This window comes from Limnobacter sp. G6BE5S (assembly GCF_058448965.1).
This window is the reverse complement of sequence record NZ_JBZFLM010000005.1, coordinates 49,757-70,825: the sequence shown is the minus strand read 5'-3', so window position 1 is coordinate 70,825 and position 21,069 is coordinate 49,757. Positions and strand designations below refer to the sequence as shown.

Genomic DNA, 21,069 nt, shown 5'->3' with positions numbered 1-21,069 from the left:
TGATGCAATGACCCTTCCTGTTGAAACTGGCGTTGAACCCGACCACTTTCAACCACGCAAGGAGATTCGACATGCAAACCACGACCATGCCCCACACACCGACCAGCACTCCAACCTTCTGGATCAAATGGCTAACCTACACCACTGAATTCACTGTACTGTTTGGCCTTCTCATGGTGCTCGCGCCCGGGCTTACCCAGCAGGCATTCGGATTGTTGGTATTTCAAAACCCTGCACAATTTGCTGCCTTTGACCCTCAGGCCTCTGCCTACATTGAACTGGCCCACGCCGTGATGGGCTCGGTGATGGTGGGCTGGGGTGCGCTTATGTTCATGCTGGTACGCAGGCTTTCAGCCAAAGACGCCAAGTCAACATGCAACATGATTGCGATATCCGTGTTGGCTTGGTATGTGCCCGACACCGCGTTTTCACTGTACAGCGGCTTTTGGCAAAACGCGGTTATGAATACAGGCTTTGCGGTGTTGTATGCCATACCGCTGCTGGCTTTGCGCAAGCATTGCCGGTAAGTCGCTTTAAGCCACAAACTATGGATTTAACGCCATAGTTTGTGGATTTTCTTAAAAATCCATATAATGTGGATATTAATCCCTAATATATGGATATATGAGTTCGATCGACTTCATGTTTACACCCACAGTGCAGAGAGTGCTTCGAGCCACACTGCTGAATCCAGAACGCAAATATTCATTGGGTGCACTGCTAGACATTGCAAACACAGGGCGAGGAAGCACACAAAAACAAATCGAACGTTTGTTGGCGGCAGGTATTCTGAAGGAGAACAGAGAATACGGACGCCTTCGTCAAATTTATGCGAACAAAGATCACTTCCTTTATTCCGAGTTGACCTCGATTGCTAAAAAAACATTTGGCATCACAGAACCAATTCGCGATGTGCTTGCACCTTTTTCAAAATTAATCGACGAAGCATATGTGTTCGGCTCGATCGCAACAGAAAAAGACTCTAGCTCGAGTGATATAGATCTGATGATCATCGGCAAGTTAAGTGTTTTGGATATTGCCGAACCGATTCATACAATGGAAGGCTCACTTGGCAGACCTATCAACTTCACTATTTACAAACCCAGTGAATGGAAAAGGTTGATTCAAAACGATCCAATCTGCCGACAAATTAATGAAGCTCCAAAACTAATGGTATTGCCTGATGCCAAGACCGGCTGAATATGAAAACCTGATCAAGATCAAAGCGTTTGAGGAAGTATTGCCCACAACAGGAGCAGTTAAGGGCTTTTTGGACAATGCAAAGAATTACCTCGAAGCATGTGAATTACTCCCTGAAGAAAAAACCCTTCAGATATTCACGATGGCTTACGAGGGCTATTTTCAAATCGTTCAGGCCATCCTTGAACACCATGGAGTACGCACCAAAGACGCAGATGCACAAGCCATGGTCAGCATTCTCAAAAAATATCTTCCTGTAGCAATGGTGTTAACCGGACTTTTTCACAAAACGTGAAATGACTTCATTGACCACATCTGGATGCGTCACTGGGCCCATGTGGCCCAACTCCTGAAACTCCACCAACTCTACCCTCGGCAAGGTCGCAACCAATCTGTTGGCAACTGAATGTGCAGACAATTGCGACTTGCCACCGACCATGCACAGCACCGGGGCTTGTATGCCCCGAAATGCTTCCAGGGTGGTTGGTTCGCTGAACAAAGCGTGCTCCCAGCGGCGCACGTTGCGCACCGAGGCCGCCACCGTTGGCTTGCGCTCTTCTGGTGTTTTTGCCCAGCTGCCCTGCCCCATCCAAAAATCAATGAAGTGCTGCGCAGCCAGGTTTGAATCACCACAATCCAAAGCCGCGCTGGCATTGGCCACTGCATGGCGAATACCGTCCACCTCGTTTGGCGAGGGGCTTTCATGTTCAACCACAGAGAAAAAAGTGGGCTCAAACAACGCAAGGGCACGCACTCGAGGAGGAAACATCAGCGCAATTTTCAGGGCAATCGCGCCACCGTAAGAATGTCCCACCAATGTGAATTGCTCACCAGCCTGTTCAAGCACGGGCGCCAATAATTCAACCTCATCAAGAAGGGAAATGACGCGATCGGAACGCCAGTCAGGTGTTTGTCCCGAGCCATAAGAATCGGCCGCGATCACCTTGAACTCTGGCGAAAGCAAATGCATCAAACCTTTCCACTGGCCAGAATGGGAGGCATTGGCATGCAAACACAGCACAGCGGGGCCGGAGCCGGCCTCTTTGAAATAGGGCTGAACAGAGGCCATGGCGATCCTGAAATAGATGAAGGATGAATCGAGTTTAGTTGAGCTGAAAGCTGGTTTCAACTTGGGGTGGATTTTTCAGCGTTTGTTGCACCACACAACAACGCTTGGCCGCGAAGGTGAGCGCTTTGACCATATCAGGATGAGTGCCCTCCGTGACTTTGAACTGGACCGCACACCGCATCCGCTGAAAGCCAACCGGCACATCGGGCGACATGTTCAACGCACCACGCACATCCACATCAGCAGTCACGCGAACTTCCAAAAACTCCAGTTCAACCCCCAGCACATTTGCGACCATGCGCATGGAAGAATCCTGACAGGCAGCAAGCGCAGCACACAACATGTCGCCCGGAGTGGGCGCATCGTGCAAACCACCCAAGGCGCGGTGTACACCAATTGGCACTGCCACCCCACAGCCATCCATGGGTTCAACAACAGAATGAAAAGGATCGGAAGGATCGACTCCGCGGGTCACCGCATGGTCTGTCACCATTGCAGCACCGGGATCTTCCTTGTAAAGGGCGCGCACTTCACGCTGGGCATTGGGTACAGAAACAGACATGGCAAGCTCCGGTGGTGTAAAAACAATGAACGACTCAATGCCTTCACTGTGCAGCACCACCTGGTTTTTAATCCCTAGGAATTCCTAAATGTTTGCTATATTTTACTAACAGCCCACCGCAGGAATGTCACTTGAGCCCTTCCTATTTTTTCAGTCACTTTGAATTGCGCACAGGCGAACGAATTCTGTTGCGTCAAGGTGAAATCGTTCATTTGGGCCCACGCACCTTCGATTTCTTGTTGTGCTTGGTGAGCAACCACCAACGGGTGCTTAGCAAAGATGAAATTCTTCAGACCGTGTGGCCGGGTGTGGTGGTTGAAGAAAATAATTTGACGGTACAAACATCGGCTTTGCGCAAGGTGCTGGGTAGCCAAGCCATTGCCACGTTGACTGGGCGTGGTTACCAGTTCAGCCTTCCGGTCAAATCCACCGCCGACGTGCAAGTCGCCTCGCAAAGCAAACACCCCACAATTGCTGTCATGCCTTTCAAAATTCTGGGCGAACAATTTGATTTGCGATTTTTGGCTGAAGGTTTGCTTGAAGACGTGATTGCATTGCTGGCCAGAGTGCCCGGCTTTTTGATCATTTCACAAGCATCCACACAAATGTTTCAGCATTCTGAAGCCAGTCTGGGCGAAATCGCGGAACAACTTCAAGTGCAATACGCAGTTCTGGGCAGCATTCGGCCCGTGGGCAATTTGATACGTGTGAATGTACAACTGGCAAACGCACACACTGGGCAGGTGTTCTGGAGTGGTCGTTTCGAGAGTTCTCCCCAAGACGGCCACGACCTGCAGGAAGACATTGCAAGAGGGGTACTCAGCGAGCTTGAGCCCGAACTGATCAAAGCGGAGATTGCACACATTCGCCGGCAACGCCCGCACAACCTCGACGCCTGGGCACACTACCAAGAAGCCATGGGCGCACTGGGCCAGCACGGCTGGAGCGAAACCGGCTTGCGCAATGCGCGGCATCAACTCGAAAACAGTTTGGAAATAGACCGTGACTTTGGGCTGGCTCAGGCACATTTCGCCTTGCTCACAGCACTGTCACGAAACATTGGCCTGCTTCCCCACTCTGACGAAGTTCAGGCCAACGCCCTGAATGCCGCACAAAAAGCGATTGAACTGGACTCAGGAAATTCCGAAGTCATGGGTTACGCAGGCTGCGCGCTGTGCGACCTGGGACAAACCCGGCAAGGACTAACCACCTTGCAGGCGGCCTTGCGTTTGAACCCAAGCAACGCACAAGCACAGGTGGCCCACGGTGCGGCTTTGGCAATGATGAACGAGCTTGAAAAGGGCATCGCCCAAATGCGGCTCGGCATGCGCATTAGCCCAAAAGACAGGCGACTCGGCTTCTGGTTGTGGATATTAAGCTGCTTCCTGCTGCGTGCAGACCGCCCCGACGAGGCCCTGGAAGAAGCCCAAAAAGCTGTTCAGCATGACACGCGCTTTCATCTGGCTCATGTGGCCCAAGCTGCCGCGTTCGACACATTGGGTAACGCAGAATGTGCCCAACATGCTTTAACGCAAGCGCGCACTGTTCGCCCCGAACTAACCATTGAAGAAATTGCACAGTCACACGGCAAAAAAATAGCCGCGCGAATCAGTGCACTTTGGCAGGCAAAAGCATAAAATACGCCCTTGATCCGAAAAACAGATCCACAAGGTACACACGCCATGATCCGCCTGTCCGAGCTGAAGCTTCCACTCGACCACACCGAAGACGCCCTGCCCGCCTTAATTTGCAGCACGCTTAAAATTTCTGCCGACCAGCTTCAAGGCTTCAGCATTTACAAGCGCAGCTACGACGCCCGCAAGCAAAAGCTGCTGCTGGTGTACATCGTGGACGTGAAACTGAATAGTGCACGGCTTGAAGCCCAACTTCTTGACAAGTTCAGCACCAACTCGCACATTCGGCCTGCGCCCGACATGGTTTACCAGTTGCCGGTGAAATTGAATGAAGCCCCTGCCATTCGACCCGTGGTAATCGGCTTTGGCCCCTGCGGTATTTTCGCCGCCATGATGCTGGCACAAATGGGCTTCAAACCCATTGTGATTGAACGCGGCAAACCAGTGCGCGAACGCACGAAAGACACCTGGGGCCTGTGGCGCAAGCGCGTGCTGCACACCGAATCGAACGTGCAGTTTGGTGAAGGCGGAGCGGGTACGTTTTCGGACGGAAAATTGTGGAGTCAAATCAAAGACCCGCGCTTCCTGGGCCGCAAGGTGATGACCGAATTTGTGAAAGCCGGCGCACCCGAAGAAATTTTGCTAGTGAGCAAGCCGCACATTGGCACCTTCCGTTTGGTCAAGGTTGTTGAGAACATGCGCGAGCAAATTATCGCCATGGGTGGCGAAATTCGCTTTGAGCAACGGGTCAGCGACTTCCACATTGAAGACGGCCATATTCGTGGTCTGACCATCGAGAACTTTCAAGACGGCAAGCACTACGAACTGCGCGCCGACCATGTGGTGCTGGCGCTGGGCCACAGTTCACGCGACACCTTTGCCAAGCTGCACGAACGCGGCGTGTACATGGAAGCCAAACCATTTTCCGTGGGCTTTCGAATTGAACACCCACAAGGCTTGATCGACCGCGCCCGCCTGGGCCAACATGCAGGTCACCCGCTGCTCGGCGCAGCCGATTACAAACTGGTGCACCATGCTGCCAATGGCCGTTCGGTGTACAGCTTTTGCATGTGCCCCGGCGGCACGGTAGTGGCGGCCACCTCGGAGGAAAACCGCGTGGTCACCAACGGCATGAGCCAGTACTCCCGCAACGAACGCAACGCCAACGCGGGCATTGTGGTGGGCATCAGCCCAACCGACTACCCCGGCGGCCCGCTGGCAGGCATTGCCTTTCAGCGCAAGCTGGAATCGAATGCCTTTGTGATGGGCGGCAGCACCTATGAAGCGCCTGGCCAACTGGTGGGCGACTTTATTGCAGGCAAACCATCGACAGAACTTGGCAGCGTAGAACCTTCCTACAAACCCGGGGTTCACCTGACTGATTTGGCGCAAGCCCTGCCTGAATATGCCATTACCGCCATGCGCGAAGCACTGCCCGCGTTTGGCAAAAAAATTAAAGGCTTCGACATGCACGACGCGGTGTTGACCGGTGTTGAAACCCGCACATCGTCGCCCTTGCGCATTACACGCGGCGACAATTTCCAAAGCCTGAATGTGAAAGGCCTGTACCCGGCCGGTGAAGGGGCCAGCTACGCCGGTGGAATTTTGTCTGCTGGTGTAGATGGCATTGAAGTGGCCGAGGCAGTGGCGAAAAGTTTGGTGGAAGGTTAGGCAACTACGGCTTGTGGATCATCCTCAAAAGTGATCACCATTTTTTTTCCGATCGCTGCTGTCGATTTGACAAGCGTTGCCAAAGTGACTGATGTATTTTCAGGATCAAGAAGTCGGTCCAACTGACTTCGGCTTGTTCCGATTTTCCGCGCCATTTCAGTTTTTGGTATCGACCTGGAAATCATTTCTTGCTCAATCATGCAAGCAATCACTTTCTTAATAGCCAAAGCTTCCGTTTCTTCGAAAATACCTTCTTCTTTCAAGAAGTCTTCAAAATTTGAGCCCACGTGTTTGTTCATTTACAGCCCCTTAACTTACTCAGCCTATCCTTAGCGATCTCTAATTCTTGCACTGGTGTTTTCTGAACCTTTTTGATAAAACCGTGAAGCAAAATCATTGCGCCGTCTTCAGTCACAAACAACACCCTGGCAATTCGATTGCGTAACTTTGATCGAACCTCCCAAATACCACCGCCCAAATTATCGACCAGCGGCAAACCCAACGGCCACCCGTACTGAACAGCCAAAATATCAGCGCCTACGATTTTCCTATCAGCATCGGGTTTCAAGGCCTTTAGCCACGCTCTAACTGGCTCATCACCTGAGGCCTGACGATAAAAAACGCAATTCAATTTGAATTGCTTAATGGAAAAATCACTTTCGCTTGATTGTACCTTTTTTGGTACGTAAGTCAAACTCTCTGTGCTTTTGTTACGAACCACCAACAACCACCCATTTCAATAAGGTCAAGCTTCTTCTGTAACAATTACTGGCATTCAGTTCTAAAGCTTTGCTTGCCCTCCCCACCCATTTGTAGCCCCCAATTACCCCACCTCAAATAGTTCATTCAACGAAGGTTTCCTGATACATTCAAAGCACAAGAACAAACCACTCCCGCGATGATCGTTTACACCGCCAGCAAATCGAAATTCCTCGACGACGTGTTGGACGATCAAATTCACGAAGTCATTCACCGCGAATTTCAGCGCAAGCTGTTCCGCAGAGCGGGGGACTCAGAAGTAAATTCTTGGCGCAACTCGATGAAAGAAATGCGCCAAGTGTTGAACGATCCTGACATTCCCGGCGACTCGCTGGTTTCAATCGAATACAACATTCCGCTAACGGGCAAACGCATCGACTTTATTTTGACTGGCCGCAACGCCCAGCTTGAAGAATGCGCCGTAATTATTGAATTGAAGCAGTGGAGTGATGTGCAAGCCACCAAGCAAGACGCCTTAGTGAACACCTGGCTAGGTAAGGGCAACATCAACACGCCCCACCCTTCTTACCAAGCGTGGACTTATGCCGCGCTGATCGAAGATTATTCCGAGGTAGTGCAAAACGAACAGGTACGCCTAAGTGCCTGCGCGTATTTGCACAATTTGAACAATGCCCAAGTAATCAACGATCCGTTTTACAAAGCACACACCGACCGTGCGCCTGTCTTCATTTCAAAAGACGCACGCAAGCTTTCCGAGTTTTTAAAAAAGCATGTGAAGTACGGCGACCAGAGCGACTTGATGTACCGCATTGAGCACGGAAAAATTCGCCCTTCCAAAAACCTCGCAGACAGCTTAGCCAATATGCTGTTGGGCAACCGCGAGTTTTTGATGATCGACGACCAAAAGCTAGTGTATGAAATGGCATTGGACATGGCCCATGCACGCGATGATGAGAAAAAACGCGTGTTGATTGTGGAGGGTGGCCCTGGCACGGGCAAGTCGGTGGTAGCCATTAACTTACTGAGTGAATTTACGCAACGTGGCAAGGTGTGCCAATACGTATCGAAAAACGCAGCACCCCGCGCCGTGTTTGAAGCCAAGCTGACCGGCACATTCAAAAAAACACGTATCGCGAATTTATTTCGTGGATCGGGCGGGTATGTAGACAACCAAGCCAATCAGTTTGATGTGTTACTGGTGGATGAAGCTCACCGCTTGAATGAAAAAAGCGGGCTATACGGCAATTTGGGCGAGAACCAAATTAAGGAACTGATCCACGCCAGCAAGCTGTGCATTTTCTTCTTGGACGAAGATCAGCGCGTTACCTTCAAAGACATTGGCAGCAAAGCGGAAATTCGCAAATGGGCGAAGGCCTTGGGCACCGAAGTAATTGAACAAGAACTACGTTCGCAATTTCGCTGCAATGGCAGCGATGGCTACATTGCGTGGCTAAACCACCACCTGCACATCAAATCCACCGCCAACCTGAACATGGACGGGTTGGACTTTGATTTCAAAGTATTCGATTCACCCACCGCCCTGCACAATGCCATACGCCAGAAAAACGAAGTGAACAACAAAGCCCGCGTGGTGGCTGGTTACTGCTGGGACTGGAAAAGCAAAAAGACCCCCAAAGCCTTCGACATTGAATTTCCTGAATACGGCTACAAAGCCCAATGGAACCTGGACGACGATGGCAGCACCTGGATAATCAAGCCCAACAGCGTGGAACAAGTGGGCTGCATACACACCTGCCAAGGGCTAGAGCTGGACTATGTGGGTGTCATTGTTGGCCCCGATTTTGTAGTGCGTAATGGCGAAGTGATCACCGACGCATTCAAGCGCAGCAACATGGACCAGAGCATCAAAGGGTTTAAAGGAGGACTGAAAACAAACCGAGCCAATAATTTGGCCTTGGCCGACGCAGTGATCAAGAATACCTACAAAACCCTGATGACCCGCGGCATGAAAGGGTGTTACGTTTACTTTACCGACGAGGAAACACGCGCACATTTTAAAGCGCTGTTGACTGAACTGAACAAAGTGGAGGTAGCGCCAATGTTGAACAAATACGAAGGGCTGGACTTACCCATTGTGCAAGCAGGCCAGGAAGCCGCCAACAGCGTACCCATTTTCGATTTGAAATTTGCCGCTGGGCAGTTTAGCGAATACCAGGAAGCCGACACGTTTGACCATGTTGTGTTGCCCACCCACCTGCACGCCAGCGAAGGCTATTTTGTAGCGCGCGTGGAAGGCGACTCAATGAACAAACGCATACATCCCGGCGCGTGGTGCCTGTTTCACTTCAACCCGCAGGGCACACGCAACGGAAAAATTGTGGTGGTACAACACCGCCGTATTTCAGACCCTGAACTGGGTGGGCAATACACCATTAAACGCTACAAAAGCGAAAAGCATTATGGTGAAGATGGCGTTGTGACCAGCGTGATTGTGTTGAAACCGGAATCAACGAATGACCAACACGAAGCGATTGTACTGAGTGCCGAGGATGCAGAAGAAATGGTTGTGGTGGCGGAGTTTTTGACGGTGGTTTGAGGGACAGCTTATCGGCCGGAGCGGATATTGGGACTGACCGCTGAAACATCTGAGTTATTGGCGAACGCAGACTTCGAAACTTAGGCGGCAGTCGATCATGACGCTGATCTTAGGAATCGAGTTCCAGGCTCACAATTTGGTGGCGAATGACCAGGATTAATTTTCATCCCGTTCATGCAATGCTTAGCAACCATTTGAAATAATTCAGTTAAAGAAATAATTCGCGATATTCGGATGAATAGATATTGCTGCTATCGTTCGATAAGTCAAGTTATGTGCCAGAGTCCCCCGTTCTACGGAGTAGATGGAGAGAGTATGCGATTTTTATACGTAATGGATCCTATGTGTGCTTGGTGTTATGGGTTTCAGCCGGAGTTAGATCGATTTCTAGAACAGTATCCTTTAGCGGAAGTGGACTGGATCATGGGGGGGTTAGCTCCTGATACAACAGAACCCATGAACGAAAACCTAAAAGAAGCGATCTCTTCTTATTGGCATAAAATAGAAATGGTTTCTCAGGTAACGTTTAATCACAGTTATTGGGATCGAAATACACCTTATCGTTCAACCTACCAAGCTTGTAGGGCAGTGATATCAGCTGAAAAGTTAGCCGTAAAGAACTCTCAAAATATGGTGAGAGCTATTCAATCTGCTTATTACCGTGAAGCCAGGAACCCTTCTTTAGATAAAACGCTGATTGATTGTGCTGGGACAATAGGTTTATGCGAGGAGCAGTTTTTAGGTGTCCTTCACTCCAAGGAAACTGAACTTCAGTTTCAGGAACATTTAGCAATTACGCGTCGTTTTCAAGTTAGTGGGTTTCCCGCCCTCTTTTACATCAATGAAGAGAAAAAGGTTTATCCCCTAACTCATGGTTTTTGCAAAGCTGAAGAGCTTTTTGAACGTTTCTGTCCAATTGCAGAAGCGTAAGCGCATCACAGCGACTCCGCAACGTGCTGGTTTCGCTTCGCTCAAGTTTGGCACACATTACTCCCGCCTTATTAACGCGGCGTTATCCCACGTCGGCTCAAGACCACTTTGGAGACGGTCCAAGTCGAAAGTCTCACGGCCGCTTCGGCCGAAAAGTAGAAGTCCAGCCGCCACATTTCACTACCGCCACTCTTCCAATCTTTGATTCTTCCTCAACACCGCACGCTGCAAACACATCGCATCGAAAAGTCCGTCCACTTCACTTAGCTGCTCGCTGAAAGGCAAAGCTGCCTTGGCCTGCACCCAAAAACTCTCGCTCAACGGCGATTGCAAATATCCCTCCTGCCACCAGCGGGTAATAGCAGGTTTGCTGCTTTCCATCCGGGGTGCTGAAGGCAATTTGTCTGACTTGCTGTTGTTGGCTTTGTCAGTGGCTGGCAACAAGTTCCACAAGTCGTTGTTACGCCAGCGTGCCCACGGAAAACAGTGGTCTATTGCTAGGTTGGTATCGTTCAACTTTCCGGCAGTCCACACGCAGCGCAAATCGGCATTCGATTCAATCAGCGCAATGGCAAGTTTGCGGGCTTCGGTAACGCAACGCTTCGGCGGGTTCAATTCAAGGGCATCGCGAATGGTGCTAACGGCTACTCCCTTGTTCCAGCTTTTGCTTACCAGTGCCCATTCGTTCACCAAAGCGGGGTCGATCCAGCAGGCGTATTGGCTGCAACAGTCCCAAATTGAAGTGGGTACATTGAATTCACCAAAGCTACTCAAATATTCTTTATCAAGGCACAAGTTCGAGCCGGTTGTTCGGGTTCGAAATGTTTGTCCAGAAAACACAGGGGAATCTGTTCCAGGCCAAGTGGTGTACTTGGTGGGCATTTTTAAAATATTCGCAGCGGCATCTTTTAACGCCTGATGCACCCAAGCAGCCTTGCCATCCTCAAACCTGCCACCCATTTGCAAATCAAAACCTGACAGTTTTCCAAGTTCAAAAAACGCGGTCTTCGCAAAGCCATAGGTGCCCTGCGGGTTTTGATGAATATTTTTGCGCGCCAGTAAAGGCAAATAAAGTTGCAGCCACACCAATGCCAGCGCACCGAGGGGTAGAGTCACTTCTGTGTCATTGCGGCGTATCACCAAGCCAGGCAATGTCTCGGCAATGACGGTAATACAACGTAACAAACCCAGTTTGTACGTAGCCGATTTGCTGTCATTCACAATGATGTGGCGAACTATTGGCAGCGCACCTGTACCATCGTCGTGCAACTGAAACACCACGGTTTCCCAATTCACCTTTTTGCGTTGCATGGCATCACTGGTTCTGGAAACACGCCTTGGCTTTAAGGCCTGCTGCTTGGCAAACTGCTCAAGCTCGGCAACCGATACCTTGTGGAATATTCGCTGATCTTGACTTGGACCGTGCCGCAAACTGATCACCAACAAACCGCCGGGTGCCAACAAATTTGCCAGTATGCGAAAGGCCCTTTCGCGCGTACTTTCAGGCAAGTGCATCCAGACAGCCGACACCAAGATCAAATCGAATGTTTGACTAAGGGCGCGCACCTTTCCCAATTCGGGCAAAGTGTCCGCAAGCCAATGCACGGGCATGCCTTGCGAGTGGGATTTGCCAAACGCTAACAACTCACTGGCCGGTTCAACTGCCACCACGTCCCAACCTTTCGCGGCCAAAGCTGCTGCATCGCGACCACTGCCGGCTCCAACGTCCAGCGCCATACCAGCCTTGCCAGGCAGAAGATCTAGCCAATCCCTGTGCACTTGCTCGAAGCTGAGCGCTTGGTACTGCGCAAAGCATTCTTCCGCTTTCAGGTTGTAGAAGTTAAATGCGCTCAACCAATAACCTCGCTCAACTGTTCATTTTTGATCGGTCCGCAATTGCACTGTAAATCGCGATGCTGACAATCTATCACCCTTCCCCTTCAGACAAAACCTTACATTTCTACCCCTTCCCACCTTTCCCGCATACTGCCGCCTGCCTCGTTTTTATTTTGCTGCCGCATGAACGCCCAAGCCCGCACATTTCACGAAGATCACCTTCAGCGCAAAGCCCAGTCTTTGCAACTGGCCTACACCCGCGCGCTGAATAGCCACGACGGTTCCGCCCCGCTTTACCTGCATCAAGAAATGGATTTTCTGGGGCACTTTGAGCCCGATGTTCAAGTAAGCCTGGCGATGGTGCCCGAGGTAATGCAGCAAGACCCCATGGCAGGCATCATGTTGATGACAGCCCAACTGAATACACAGCAAACCAGCGCCTTAGTCACAGCCTTTGAAAAAGGTACATTCAACGCCGCCTTGCTGGGTCAGTTGTTTGGTGCAACCAACTTGCCCGGTAATCTGGCCAATTTGATTGAAGCTGCTGCCAAAGCGCGCTTTACTTCAAAAATGAAAACCGAGTTGCGATCTGTGCTTGCGAGTGGGAAATCGCGCACCGTGAAACTGGGCAATGGTGTTGAACTGAAAGCTGTTGGCTTGAAAGGCCCCAACCAGTTTGGCAAACACGCTGATGTGCTTATACGTGTTCGTCAAACCAACGCAAAACAAATTACATTGCTGGAGAAAAACCAGTTTCAGCAAATCAGTACAAACATGAGCACCAAGTCCATAGGACCAACGGCATTCAAACATGACAAAGTTCTTAGCTTGAGTAGACAAGCGGCTGATGAAATGTGGGAGCTTCGCAGGCTGACGGGGGCACCGTGGCTAAGCTCAATCAAAGTGGGCGGTGTTCTAAGCTTCGGCCCAACGTTAATCAGCGATGTCATCAACAACTACAACCACAATGCCCGGTTGGACCAGCGATTCAACTTCACACAGTTTGGAGTTGATTCGGCCACAAACCAAACAGGAAACCTGATTTCCATGGCGGGTGGAGCAACAGCTATGGCGTTGGCTGTATTTATAGCGCCGGCAGCTGTGGCAGGGGCCCCGCTTGTACTGTTGGGGTTATTTGGTTCTGTGGTTGCCGGTGTCGTCTACAGCCTCTCTGGGGCGGACAAACAGGTAAACAAAGCGGCAAAAGACGCATTAGGGGTTAAATAAAGTGTTTACCGGTCGAGTAACTCGCAATCAGTTTTTTATATCCATTTTGCTATTCAGCTCACTTCTTTGGCTTGCCTTGGCATTCCCTATGCGCCATGCACTCAGCCATTCTTGGGGGCTTCTTGTTGCAGGCTTTCCGATAGTGCTGATTCTTTACTCAGGATGGGCTTATCACTTTCTGTTCAGATCAAGCCTATCCCCGAGGGTATACATCGTCGAGTCACTCATTGGAATTGTCAGTTACGCACCATTCACCATGCAACCCGATCTGCTGTTTGCTACAGCGAGTTCGCTATCTGCGACGCAAAACATCCCAACATTCTTCAATTCAATCTTTGCCGTGATGATTTTGTTGATCAGTTTCTTTTGGGCATACCGTAACGCCCATCATCACATACCCAGAGTTGGAAGTGGCAGCTCCACTGAGGCATCTTGGCTAACACTGGATCTGGACCTAGACGAACACGCCTTTCTTTCGCCGCCAGGCATGAAACGACTAACCCCCTTGTTTACCGCATTCTCCGCCCTCGGTGGCACACTGTTATTGCTGGCACTCGTGGATGTTGGCGACGTAAACAGCGACACACAGAAGGCTCTTATTGTCAGAACGTGCTCTATGGCAATCACGATTATTATCTATTCACTATTGGGTGCTTCATTGGCAGAGGCTCTCTGTCTGATTAAAATTGAAAAACACCAAGCCAAAGGGCCACTCCGGGTGTATGACTTCGATGAGCGCCTTAAATGGCGCCACGACTACGTGAAATATCACCTCCCCGCCCCAATCCGCAAACTGAACCTGCGCTTGTTCAATCAACATGTGGGGGCGTATGAACGCCTCCAGAACGAAGTTAAATCTTCACGCACTTAATGCAATTGAACCCGGCGGTGACAGCAGCGCCACCCGTGCCATCGCCGTTCTGCGGTTTGTATTCTTCCGTGTATTCCGTGAACGCAAAGGTGACCACTTCAAGGTCGCCATCGTCGCCAGCACCCAGCGAAATATCAATGTCGCTCACGATCACATCTTTGAAAGTAATGCGCAAATATTCCAAAGGCACAAGGCCCGACTTCCTTTTGGTCAATACCATGGTGTCGTAAAGCTGACCCACACAAGTTTGCGCGTGCAGCGTTGGGGAAGCCCGGTCAACCCGCTTTTCTACACGCAATCCTTTCACCTCAGCACGGCCTGCCGGGGCCAACACGCCACCGTTTGCCGCCACCGCCACATGCATACCCCAACGTGCTGTTAACAGCTCCATTTCGCCCGCATGCTTTAAGTCAACCGACTCACCTTTCACATTGCCCAATTTCAAAAACAGATCTGCTGACATGGCGTACCACTCTCAAGAATTTAAATAATCAAGAAGTGTAGTCAACCAGGCATAGAGGGTAGAAATTTACATTTCCGTCACCCACACAGGGTGATGCATTACAGGCCCAATAAAAAAAGCAGCCCGAAGGCTGCTTTCTTTTAGATCACTGCATGTATAACCGAGAAAATTAATCCCAGCTCAACGCACCACCGGTTTGGTACTCAGTCACACGGCGCTCGAAGAAGTTGGTTTCTTTCTTCAAGTCCATCATTTCGCTCATCCATGGGAATGGGTTGTTTGCGCCTTCGTACAAGGTGCCCAAGCCAATCTGGTTGGAACGACGGTTACAAATAAACTTCATGTATTCCATAAACTGGGCAGAATTCAGGCCCAACACGCCGCGTGGCATGGTGTCTACGGCGTAGGCGTGTTCAAGTTCAACAGCCTTGCGGAACATGGCCTTGATTTCTTCCTTGAATTCCGGAGTCCACAGGTGTGGGTTTTCCAGCTTCACGGTGTTGATCAAGTCGATACCGAATGTGCAGTGTGCCGATTCGTCGCGCAAAATGTACTGGAACTGCTCAGCAGCACCAATCATCTTGTTCTGGCGACCCAGCGCCAGAATTTGCACAAAGCCCACGTAGAAGAACATGCCTTCCATCACGCATGCAAAAGCGATCAGGCTTTTCAGCAATGTTTGGTCTGCTTCCAGCGTGCCGGTTTTAAATGAAGGATCGGTCAACACATCAATGAAAGGCAGCAGAAAATCGTCTTTCGCCTTGATGCAGGAAATCTCGTTGTAAGCGTTGAAGGTTTCAGCTTCTGGAATACCCAGGCTTTCAACGATGTACTGGTAAGCGTGGGTGTGAATGGCTTCATCAAACGCTTGGCGCAGCAAGAACTGGCGGCACTCGGGCGCTGTAATGTGGCGGTAGGTACCCAGCACAATGTTGTTGGCAGCCAGTGAATCGGCTGTTACAAAAAAGCCCAGGTTGCGCTTCACAATAAGGCGCTCGTCTTCGGTCAAACCATTGGGGTCTTTCCAAAGCGCAATATCGCGGTCCATATTGATTTCTTGCGGCATCCAATGGTTGGCGCACTGGCTCAGGTACTTTTCCCAAGCCCACTTGTACTTGAACGGCACCAACTGGTTCACATCGGTTGTGCCGTTGATCACGCGCTTGTCGGCTGCGTTCACGCGGCCTGCTTTTGCACCTTCAGCTGCGGGTTGTTGCACCGGGCGTGCAGCTTGCTGGTACAAGCCTTGGCTTGCTGGCGCTGCGAAACCGGAAGCCACAGAACCCATGGCTGGCGCAACAGACACAGCAGGCTTGGCTGCTGCTGTTTTGCCCATGGCTGAATCAAATTCATCGTCCCAAGACAGCATATTTTCTAACTCCTTAACCAATACACTGTATAAAGTCACAGTGCCATTATGTTCATTTTTATGGTGTTGGGCAAGTCTTGGTAACCTGCCCAACTCGCTGGTCTAAATTATTGGCCTTTTATTGGCACGCTTCGCATTCATCGAAACCTGCATCGCCAGGGCGCATGGTGCACACTTTGCCTTCAATTTCCTGCTCGGGCAGGTTGGGCACCAAACCGGTGGCTGGGGCCGACGTAAACGCTGCAGATGCACCACCTTCGGCATTCACTGAATTCAGCTCACCGCCTGCCAAGGTTGATTTCTCGGCGTGCGTGGCACCAATGGTGCGTAGGTAATACGTGGTTTTCAAACCGCGCAACCAAGCCAACTTGTACGTGTCGTCCAAACGCTTGCCGCTTACGCCAGCCATGTAAATGTTCAAGCTTTGGCCTTGGTCAATCCACTTCTGGCGACGGGCTGCGGCTTCAACCAACCAGCGTGGGTCCATCTCGAAAGCGGTTGCATACAGGCGCTTCAGGTCTTCCGGAATGCGGTCGATCTTCATCACTGAGCCGTCGAAATATTTCAGGTCAGAAATCATCACTTCGTCCCAAATGCCCAGGCGCTTCAAATCGCGCACCAGGTGTTCGTTCACGATGGTGAATTCACCTGAGAGATTCGACTTCACATACAGGTTCTGGAATGTGGGCTCAATGGAAGCCGCCACACCAATAATGTTCGAAATGGTGGCAGTGGGCGCAATGGCCACGCAGTTGGAGTTGCGCATGCCGTGCTGTTTGATGCGAGCACGCAGTGCATCCCAATCCATGCGGCTGCTTGTATCCACTTCCACGTAACCGCCACGCTCTTCTTCCAGCAGCTTCAGTGAATCCAAAGGCATGATGCCCTTGTCCCACAACGAACCCTTGAAGGTGCTGTAGGCACCACGTTCGGCAGCCAGTTCTGTAGATGCTTCGTAAGCGTAGTAGCAAATGGCTTCCATGCTTTCATCGGCAAATTCAACTGCGTCACGTGAAGCATAGGGTTTGCGCATCATGTGCAGCGCATCCTGGAAACCCATCATGCCCATGCCCACGGGGCGGTGGCGCAGGTTGGAATTACGCGCCTTGGCCACAGCGTAGTAGTTGATGTCGATCACGTTGTCCAGCATGCGCATGGCAACGCCCACAGTTTTCTGCAGCTTGTCGTGGTCCAGCACCAGCTCGCCGTTTTCGGCAGGCTTCAGGTGGCGGGTCAGGTTCACCGAACCCAAGTTACACACTGCAATTTCGTTCTCGTTGGTGTTCAGTGTAATTTCTGTACACAGGTTCGACGAGTGCACCACGCCCACGTGTTGCTGGGGGCTACGAATGTTGCAAGGGTCTTTGAACGTGATCCATGGGTGGCCGGTTTCAAACAACATGGAGAGAATTTTTCTCCACAGCTTGGCCGCTTCCACGGTCTTGAACAATTTCAAGTCGCCACGTGCAGCTTTTTCTTCGTAACCCACATAGGCTTTCTCGAAGGCTTTGCCGTACAGGTCGTGCAGATCAGGTGCGTCCGATGGGCTGAACAAGGTCCAGTTACCGCCTTCCATTACGCGCTTCATGAACAGGTCGGGAATCCAGTTCGCGGTGTTCATGTCGTGTGTGCGGCGGCGATCATCGCCCGTGTTCTTGCGCAGTTCCAGGAATTCTTCAATGTCCAGGTGCCAGGTTTCCAGGTAGGCACATACAGCGCCCTTGCGCTTGCCACCTTGGTTCACTGCCACTGCGGTGTCGTTCACCACTTTCAGGAATGGCACCACACCTTGTGACTTGCCATTGGTGCCCTTAATGTGACTGCCCAAGGCGCGCACGGGTGTCCAGTCGTTGCCCAAGCCGCCAGCGAACTTGGAAAGCAATGCGTTTTCCTTGATGCCTTCATAGATGTCATCCAGGTCGTCACCAATAGTGGTGAGGTAGCAGGAAGACAACTGCGAGCGAATGGTGCCGCTGTTAAACAGAGTTGGAGTCGAACTCATGAAGTCGAATGTCGACAGCACTTCATAAAACTCGATGGCACGTGCTTCACGATCTACTTCGTTCAGAGCCAAGCCCATGGCCACGCGCATGTAAAACGCCTGTGGCATTTCAATGCGGGTACCTTCCACGTGCAAGAAGTAACGGTCGTACAGGGTTTGCAGGCCAAGGTAATCGAACTGCAAGTCGCGTTCGTACTTCAGGGCTGCGCCCAGTTTCTTCATGTCGAACTGGGCCAGGCGGTTGTCCAGCAAGCCGGCAGCAATGCCCTTCTTGATGAATTGCGGGAAGTACTCGGGGTACACCTGCGCCATTTCGTCTTGCGCAATTTCGCGGCCAATAATTTCGCGGCGAATCGTGTGCAGCAACAGGCGGGAAGTGACCAATGTGTAGCTGGGTTCGTTCTCGATCATGGCGCGAGAGGCCAAAATCGCAGACTTGAACACTTCGTCGATTTTCACGCCGTCGTACAAATTCTTCAGGGTTTCTTTCTGAAGGTGTGCAACGTCAATTTCATTCAGGCCAACCGCAGCGCTTTCAATCAACGCTTTCAGCGCTTCAACATCGAGTGGGCGCTTCATGTCGCCATCGATCACGTTCAGCGCATGCTGCTCAGCTTGTTCAACTTGCTTGGCTGCACGTTCCTGTGTACGGCGCTCGCGGTACAACACGTAGGCGCGGGCCACTTCGGCTTCGCCTGAACGCATCAGGGCCAGTTCAACCTGATCCTGAATGTCTTCAATGTGGAAAATGCCACCAGAAGGCTGGCGACGCACCAGTGCGTTTACCACGCCGCTGGTCATCTGCTCAACCAGCTCGCGAATGCGGGCAGAGGCTGCGCCTTGGCCACCATTCACAGCCAAAAAGGCTTTTGTCATGGCCACAGCAATTTTGCTGGGCTCGAAACCAACCACGGCACCATTTCGGCGAATAATTTTGTAGTTTGCATACGCGCTGTCGACCACCGGCGCTGCGTTTGCAGGCTTGGCTGTAGACGTCGGCAAGTTTGTCGCCAAATCAGTGGATTCCTGGCTGGTTAGCATGCATCTTTCTCCTGGAATAATCTTTTCTTGAGGGTTTGTTTTTGTAGCGGAGGTAAAACCGGCAACCACTATATCTTGTGTTTTGTATGTGGCTTGGAACTAATTGTAGTGGTCGAAACACGATTTGGCAAACACTTTCTTATCCCCAACTTGTGCACAGAGTTATCCCCTGTGAACAACTTGTGGACAAGCTCTGGATAACTGCAGTGCAACAAAAAAACGGCCTTTTAAAGGCCGTTAATCTGAAGTTCGTAGGTGTTTGATTTGCGTAGACCTTTCCAGTCGAAGAAGGGTCCTGGATCGGTTTTTCGGGTAGGGGCTATCTCGCTGTGCGCCATTGCATATTTCAGTGGATAACGTGCTTGCAACTCCAAAGCCAGGCGCTTCAAGCTGGCGTACTGCGCCCCCTCGAATGGGGTGTAAATGTCACCCAGCAATTCAATGCCAATTGAAAAATGATTGAAATTGCTGCGGTACATGGCCGAGGAAATTCCGGCATGCCATGCACGTTTCTCACACGACACAAATTGGGTAATGGACCCGTCCCGATCAATCAGGAAATGCGAGGAAACATGCAGGCCGATTAGCTCACCGAACGAGGGGTGCGCATGGCAATCGAGCCGATTCAGAAACAGGTCGGTAATTAACGAGGTGTCGCGCCCACGCTCGGGCAGGCTAATACAGTGAACAACCAAGGTGTCGATCACTGTACCCATTGGCCGGGCATCCTGATTGGGACTTTGCAGGCGGTGAACCCAGTCTTCCTCTATCCAGCCCTCATCAAGCCACATGGCATGCCCCTTCGGTGTCAGTGAACTTTTTCCCCAGCCGCTTTGGCATGCTCCATGCCGCAATAAAAACGACCCTGCATCATCACGCCTTCCGACATGGGGCTGTATGCGCCGCAGTGTTGGCAAGGCATGATCTCTTCCTGTTTTTTACGGCCAAGATTGCCTTTTTGTTGAGTGTTCACACTGGGTTTTTCACCCAATTGTTTGCGCTGCCAGCTTTTGAAAAGAATCCAGGCCACCAATGCCAAGCCCAGAAAAAACAGAATACGCCCCATCAAACTGCCCTTTTCAAAATAAATTCGAGTACAAACTGGGTGCCGAAATACGCAAGTACCAACACGGCATAACTGCCCAAACACCAGCGCAAAGCGACCTTGCCGCGCCAGCCAAACACCACGCGCCCGCCCAGTAACACGGCAAATGAGCACCATGAAATGATGGCAAACAGGGTTTTGTGATCAAAACGCCAACTGCTGCCGCTCCATTCCTCAGAAAAGAGAAAACCGGTAATCAAGGTCAGCGAGAGTAAAACAAAGCCCGCCCACAATTGCCGGAACAAAATGGACTCCATGGTGAGCAAAGAAGGCAACTGATCCAGAAGGCGCTCACGCACCATGCGGTTTTCCTGAGTACTGGCAACTGGCTGATGCAGGGCTTTTTCCTGAAAAGCCATCACCACCCCATGGGCGGCAGCAATGCCCAGCAAGCTATAGGCAGCAAGCGCAATGAGCAGGTGCAGCTGAAACAAATGGTCTCCAGCCATGCGAATGGCGGCATCTTCACCCATCCACAAGGGCAGCAAAAAGACCACCGCACAAAGCGGAAACACAATTAATTCAAGTAAGGGCACTCGGTTGAAAAAACTTTCAACAAAGGCCACCAGCGAGGCCAGCCAGGCCACACACATCAAACCCAGCACAAAGCCGAAGTGCATGCCATCGGCTTGAAACAACAGGGAGCCCAGCAAATAACCCGACACCAACAGCGCCAAGGCCACCAACGCACGGTTCAGCCCGGCAGGTGCTGACCATTTGCCGAAAACGTTCAGCGCCGCCAATCCACCGGAGGCAGACAGCAGGGGCACTGCGAGCGCGTACAATATTGTGTTGTTCATACCAATCAGTTT

At 51.2% G+C, this 21,069-nt stretch carries 20 protein-coding genes; 9 read left to right on the top strand and 11 right to left on the bottom strand.

What is annotated here, in order from left to right; translation table 11 throughout:
• The first annotated feature begins 71 nt into the window (after positions 1 to 71).
• From ACVL1J_RS10095 to ACVL1J_RS10085, 3 genes are all read left to right on the top strand, one after another.
• Entirely contained in the window at positions 72 to 527 is a 456-nt protein-coding gene (locus ACVL1J_RS10095; RefSeq protein ID WP_341236539.1) for a hypothetical protein, read from the top strand.
• A 97-nt stretch (positions 528 to 624) separates the two neighbouring features.
• On the top strand, positions 625 to 1,200 hold the full coding sequence (locus ACVL1J_RS10090) for a nucleotidyltransferase domain-containing protein (RefSeq protein ID WP_341236540.1): 576 nt from the start codon (positions 625 to 627) through the stop codon (positions 1,198 to 1,200).
• Positions 1,184 to 1,495: a hypothetical protein gene (locus tag ACVL1J_RS10085; protein ID WP_341236541.1), complete on the top strand. Its 312-nt coding sequence runs from the start codon at positions 1,184 to 1,186 to the stop codon at positions 1,493 to 1,495. Before ACVL1J_RS10090 ends, ACVL1J_RS10085 begins: the two co-directional genes overlap by 17 nt.
• Here the strand turns inward: ACVL1J_RS10085 and ACVL1J_RS10080 are convergent.
• On the bottom strand, positions 1,469 to 2,269 hold the full coding sequence (locus ACVL1J_RS10080) for an alpha/beta fold hydrolase (RefSeq protein WP_341236542.1): 801 nt from the start codon (positions 2,267 to 2,269) through the stop codon (positions 1,469 to 1,471). The genes ACVL1J_RS10085 and ACVL1J_RS10080 overlap by 27 nt on opposite strands.
• A 34-nt stretch (positions 2,270 to 2,303) precedes the next feature.
• Positions 2,304 to 2,831 (bottom strand): OsmC family protein, encoded by a 528-nt coding sequence (locus ACVL1J_RS10075; RefSeq protein WP_159572619.1) that lies wholly within the window; start codon positions 2,829 to 2,831, stop codon positions 2,304 to 2,306.
• Between the two features lie 131 nt (positions 2,832 to 2,962).
• Here ACVL1J_RS10075 and ACVL1J_RS10070 point away from each other — a divergent pair, with 131 nt between their 5' ends.
• Both ACVL1J_RS10070 and ACVL1J_RS10065 read left to right on the top strand, forming a co-directional pair.
• Entirely contained in the window at positions 2,963 to 4,468 is a 1,506-nt protein-coding gene (locus tag ACVL1J_RS10070) for a winged helix-turn-helix domain-containing protein (RefSeq protein ID WP_341236543.1), read from the top strand.
• A gap of 45 nt (positions 4,469 to 4,513) precedes the next feature.
• The gene (locus tag ACVL1J_RS10065; protein WP_341236576.1) at positions 4,514 to 6,136 is read left to right on the top strand and encodes an NAD(P)/FAD-dependent oxidoreductase; all 1,623 of its coding nucleotides are present in this window, start codon (positions 4,514 to 4,516) and stop codon (positions 6,134 to 6,136) included.
• On the opposite strand, the gene ACVL1J_RS10060 is transcribed toward ACVL1J_RS10065, so the two are convergent.
• Entirely contained in the window at positions 6,133 to 6,435 is a 303-nt protein-coding gene (locus ACVL1J_RS10060; protein WP_341236544.1) for a helix-turn-helix domain-containing protein, read from the bottom strand. The genes ACVL1J_RS10065 and ACVL1J_RS10060 overlap by 4 nt on opposite strands.
• A complete protein-coding gene (locus ACVL1J_RS10055) occupies positions 6,432 to 6,857 on the bottom strand; it encodes a type II toxin-antitoxin system RelE/ParE family toxin (protein ID WP_491665331.1) in 426 nt (141 codons plus the stop codon). Before ACVL1J_RS10055 ends, ACVL1J_RS10060 begins: the two co-directional genes overlap by 4 nt.
• 177 nt (positions 6,858 to 7,034) lie before the next feature.
• Here ACVL1J_RS10055 and ACVL1J_RS10050 point away from each other — a divergent pair, with 177 nt between their 5' ends.
• Positions 7,035 to 9,413, top strand: coding sequence for a DNA/RNA helicase domain-containing protein (locus tag ACVL1J_RS10050; protein ID WP_341236546.1), 2,379 nt, complete (start codon positions 7,035 to 7,037; stop codon positions 9,411 to 9,413).
• A 315-nt stretch (positions 9,414 to 9,728) separates the two neighbouring features.
• On the top strand, positions 9,729 to 10,343 hold the full coding sequence (locus ACVL1J_RS10045) for a DsbA family protein (protein ID WP_341236547.1): 615 nt from the start codon (positions 9,729 to 9,731) through the stop codon (positions 10,341 to 10,343).
• A gap of 180 nt (positions 10,344 to 10,523) precedes the next feature.
• Here ACVL1J_RS10045 and ACVL1J_RS10040 read toward each other — a convergent pair whose 3' ends face one another.
• Positions 10,524 to 12,197 carry a class I SAM-dependent methyltransferase gene (locus ACVL1J_RS10040; RefSeq protein WP_341236548.1) on the bottom strand — a complete coding sequence of 558 codons (1,674 nt, stop codon included), beginning with the start codon at positions 12,195 to 12,197 and terminating at the stop codon, positions 10,524 to 10,526.
• A gap of 165 nt (positions 12,198 to 12,362) precedes the next feature.
• Here ACVL1J_RS10040 and ACVL1J_RS10035 point away from each other — a divergent pair, with 165 nt between their 5' ends.
• Positions 12,363 to 13,406 carry a hypothetical protein gene (locus tag ACVL1J_RS10035; RefSeq protein ID WP_341236549.1) on the top strand — a complete coding sequence of 348 codons (1,044 nt, stop codon included), beginning with the start codon at positions 12,363 to 12,365 and terminating at the stop codon, positions 13,404 to 13,406.
• A gap of 256 nt (positions 13,407 to 13,662) precedes the next feature.
• Positions 13,663 to 14,277, top strand: a complete 615-nt coding sequence (locus tag ACVL1J_RS10030; protein ID WP_491665330.1) for a hypothetical protein — start codon at positions 13,663 to 13,665, stop codon at positions 14,275 to 14,277.
• Here the strand turns inward: ACVL1J_RS10030 and ACVL1J_RS10025 are convergent.
• The 6 genes from ACVL1J_RS10025 to ACVL1J_RS10000 all read right to left on the bottom strand — a co-directional run bounded on the left by ACVL1J_RS10025 (position 14,258) and on the right by ACVL1J_RS10000 (position 21,057).
• Positions 14,258 to 14,740 carry an Hcp family type VI secretion system effector gene (locus ACVL1J_RS10025; RefSeq protein WP_159572603.1) on the bottom strand — a complete coding sequence of 161 codons (483 nt, stop codon included), beginning with the start codon at positions 14,738 to 14,740 and terminating at the stop codon, positions 14,258 to 14,260. The two genes, ACVL1J_RS10030 and ACVL1J_RS10025, sit on opposite strands and share 20 nt — an antisense overlap.
• Positions 14,741 to 14,909: 169 nt before the next feature.
• Positions 14,910 to 16,109 carry a ribonucleotide-diphosphate reductase subunit beta gene (locus ACVL1J_RS10020; RefSeq protein ID WP_159572534.1) on the bottom strand — a complete coding sequence of 400 codons (1,200 nt, stop codon included), beginning with the start codon at positions 16,107 to 16,109 and terminating at the stop codon, positions 14,910 to 14,912.
• 118 nt (positions 16,110 to 16,227) lie between these two features.
• Positions 16,228 to 19,152 carry a ribonucleoside-diphosphate reductase subunit alpha gene (locus ACVL1J_RS10015; RefSeq protein ID WP_341236551.1) on the bottom strand — a complete coding sequence of 975 codons (2,925 nt, stop codon included), beginning with the start codon at positions 19,150 to 19,152 and terminating at the stop codon, positions 16,228 to 16,230.
• A 227-nt stretch (positions 19,153 to 19,379) separates the two neighbouring features.
• Positions 19,380 to 19,943, bottom strand: a complete 564-nt coding sequence (gene ampD / locus ACVL1J_RS10010; protein ID WP_341236552.1) for a 1,6-anhydro-N-acetylmuramyl-L-alanine amidase AmpD — start codon at positions 19,941 to 19,943, stop codon at positions 19,380 to 19,382.
• Positions 19,944 to 19,960: 17 nt separating this feature from the next.
• Complete coding sequence (locus tag ACVL1J_RS10005; protein WP_138519428.1) at positions 19,961 to 20,218, bottom strand: PP0621 family protein; 258 nt, start codon at positions 20,216 to 20,218, stop codon at positions 19,961 to 19,963.
• On the bottom strand, positions 20,218 to 21,057 hold the full coding sequence (locus tag ACVL1J_RS10000) for a cytochrome C assembly family protein (protein WP_341236553.1): 840 nt from the start codon (positions 21,055 to 21,057) through the stop codon (positions 20,218 to 20,220). The genes ACVL1J_RS10005 and ACVL1J_RS10000 overlap by 1 nt, the downstream gene beginning before the upstream one ends.
• Positions 21,058 to 21,069: the final 12 nt, after the last annotated feature.

Coding starts and splice junctions, on each gene's coding strand:
- ACVL1J_RS10000 (WP_341236553.1), bottom strand. CDS start 21,057: ATGAACAACACAATATTGTACGCGCTCGCAGTGCCCCTGCTGTCTGCC.
- ACVL1J_RS10015 (WP_341236551.1), bottom strand. CDS start 19,152: ATGCTAACCAGCCAGGAATCCACTGATTTGGCGACAAACTTGCCGACG.
- ACVL1J_RS10025 (WP_159572603.1), bottom strand. CDS start 14,740: ATGTCAGCAGATCTGTTTTTGAAATTGGGCAATGTGAAAGGTGAGTCG.
- ACVL1J_RS10095 (WP_341236539.1), top strand. CDS start 72: ATGCAAACCACGACCATGCCCCACACACCGACCAGCACTCCAACCTTC.
- ACVL1J_RS10090 (WP_341236540.1), top strand. CDS start 625: ATGAGTTCGATCGACTTCATGTTTACACCCACAGTGCAGAGAGTGCTT.
- ACVL1J_RS10020 (WP_159572534.1), bottom strand. CDS start 16,109: ATGCTGTCTTGGGACGATGAATTTGATTCAGCCATGGGCAAAACAGCA.
- ampD (WP_341236552.1), bottom strand. CDS start 19,943: ATGTGGCTTGATGAGGGCTGGATAGAGGAAGACTGGGTTCACCGCCTG.
- ACVL1J_RS10080 (WP_341236542.1), bottom strand. CDS start 2,269: ATGGCCTCTGTTCAGCCCTATTTCAAAGAGGCCGGCTCCGGCCCCGCT.
- ACVL1J_RS10005 (WP_138519428.1), bottom strand. CDS start 20,218: ATGGGGCGTATTCTGTTTTTTCTGGGCTTGGCATTGGTGGCCTGGATT.
- ACVL1J_RS10085 (WP_341236541.1), top strand. CDS start 1,184: ATGCCAAGACCGGCTGAATATGAAAACCTGATCAAGATCAAAGCGTTT.
- ACVL1J_RS10075 (WP_159572619.1), bottom strand. CDS start 2,831: ATGTCTGTTTCTGTACCCAATGCCCAGCGTGAAGTGCGCGCCCTTTAC.
- ACVL1J_RS10035 (WP_341236549.1), top strand. CDS start 12,363: ATGAACGCCCAAGCCCGCACATTTCACGAAGATCACCTTCAGCGCAAA.
- ACVL1J_RS10050 (WP_341236546.1), top strand. CDS start 7,035: ATGATCGTTTACACCGCCAGCAAATCGAAATTCCTCGACGACGTGTTG.
- ACVL1J_RS10030 (WP_491665330.1), top strand. CDS start 13,663: ATGCAACCCGATCTGCTGTTTGCTACAGCGAGTTCGCTATCTGCGACG.
- ACVL1J_RS10045 (WP_341236547.1), top strand. CDS start 9,729: ATGCGATTTTTATACGTAATGGATCCTATGTGTGCTTGGTGTTATGGG.
- ACVL1J_RS10060 (WP_341236544.1), bottom strand. CDS start 6,435: ATGAACAAACACGTGGGCTCAAATTTTGAAGACTTCTTGAAAGAAGAA.
- ACVL1J_RS10065 (WP_341236576.1), top strand. CDS start 4,514: ATGATCCGCCTGTCCGAGCTGAAGCTTCCACTCGACCACACCGAAGAC.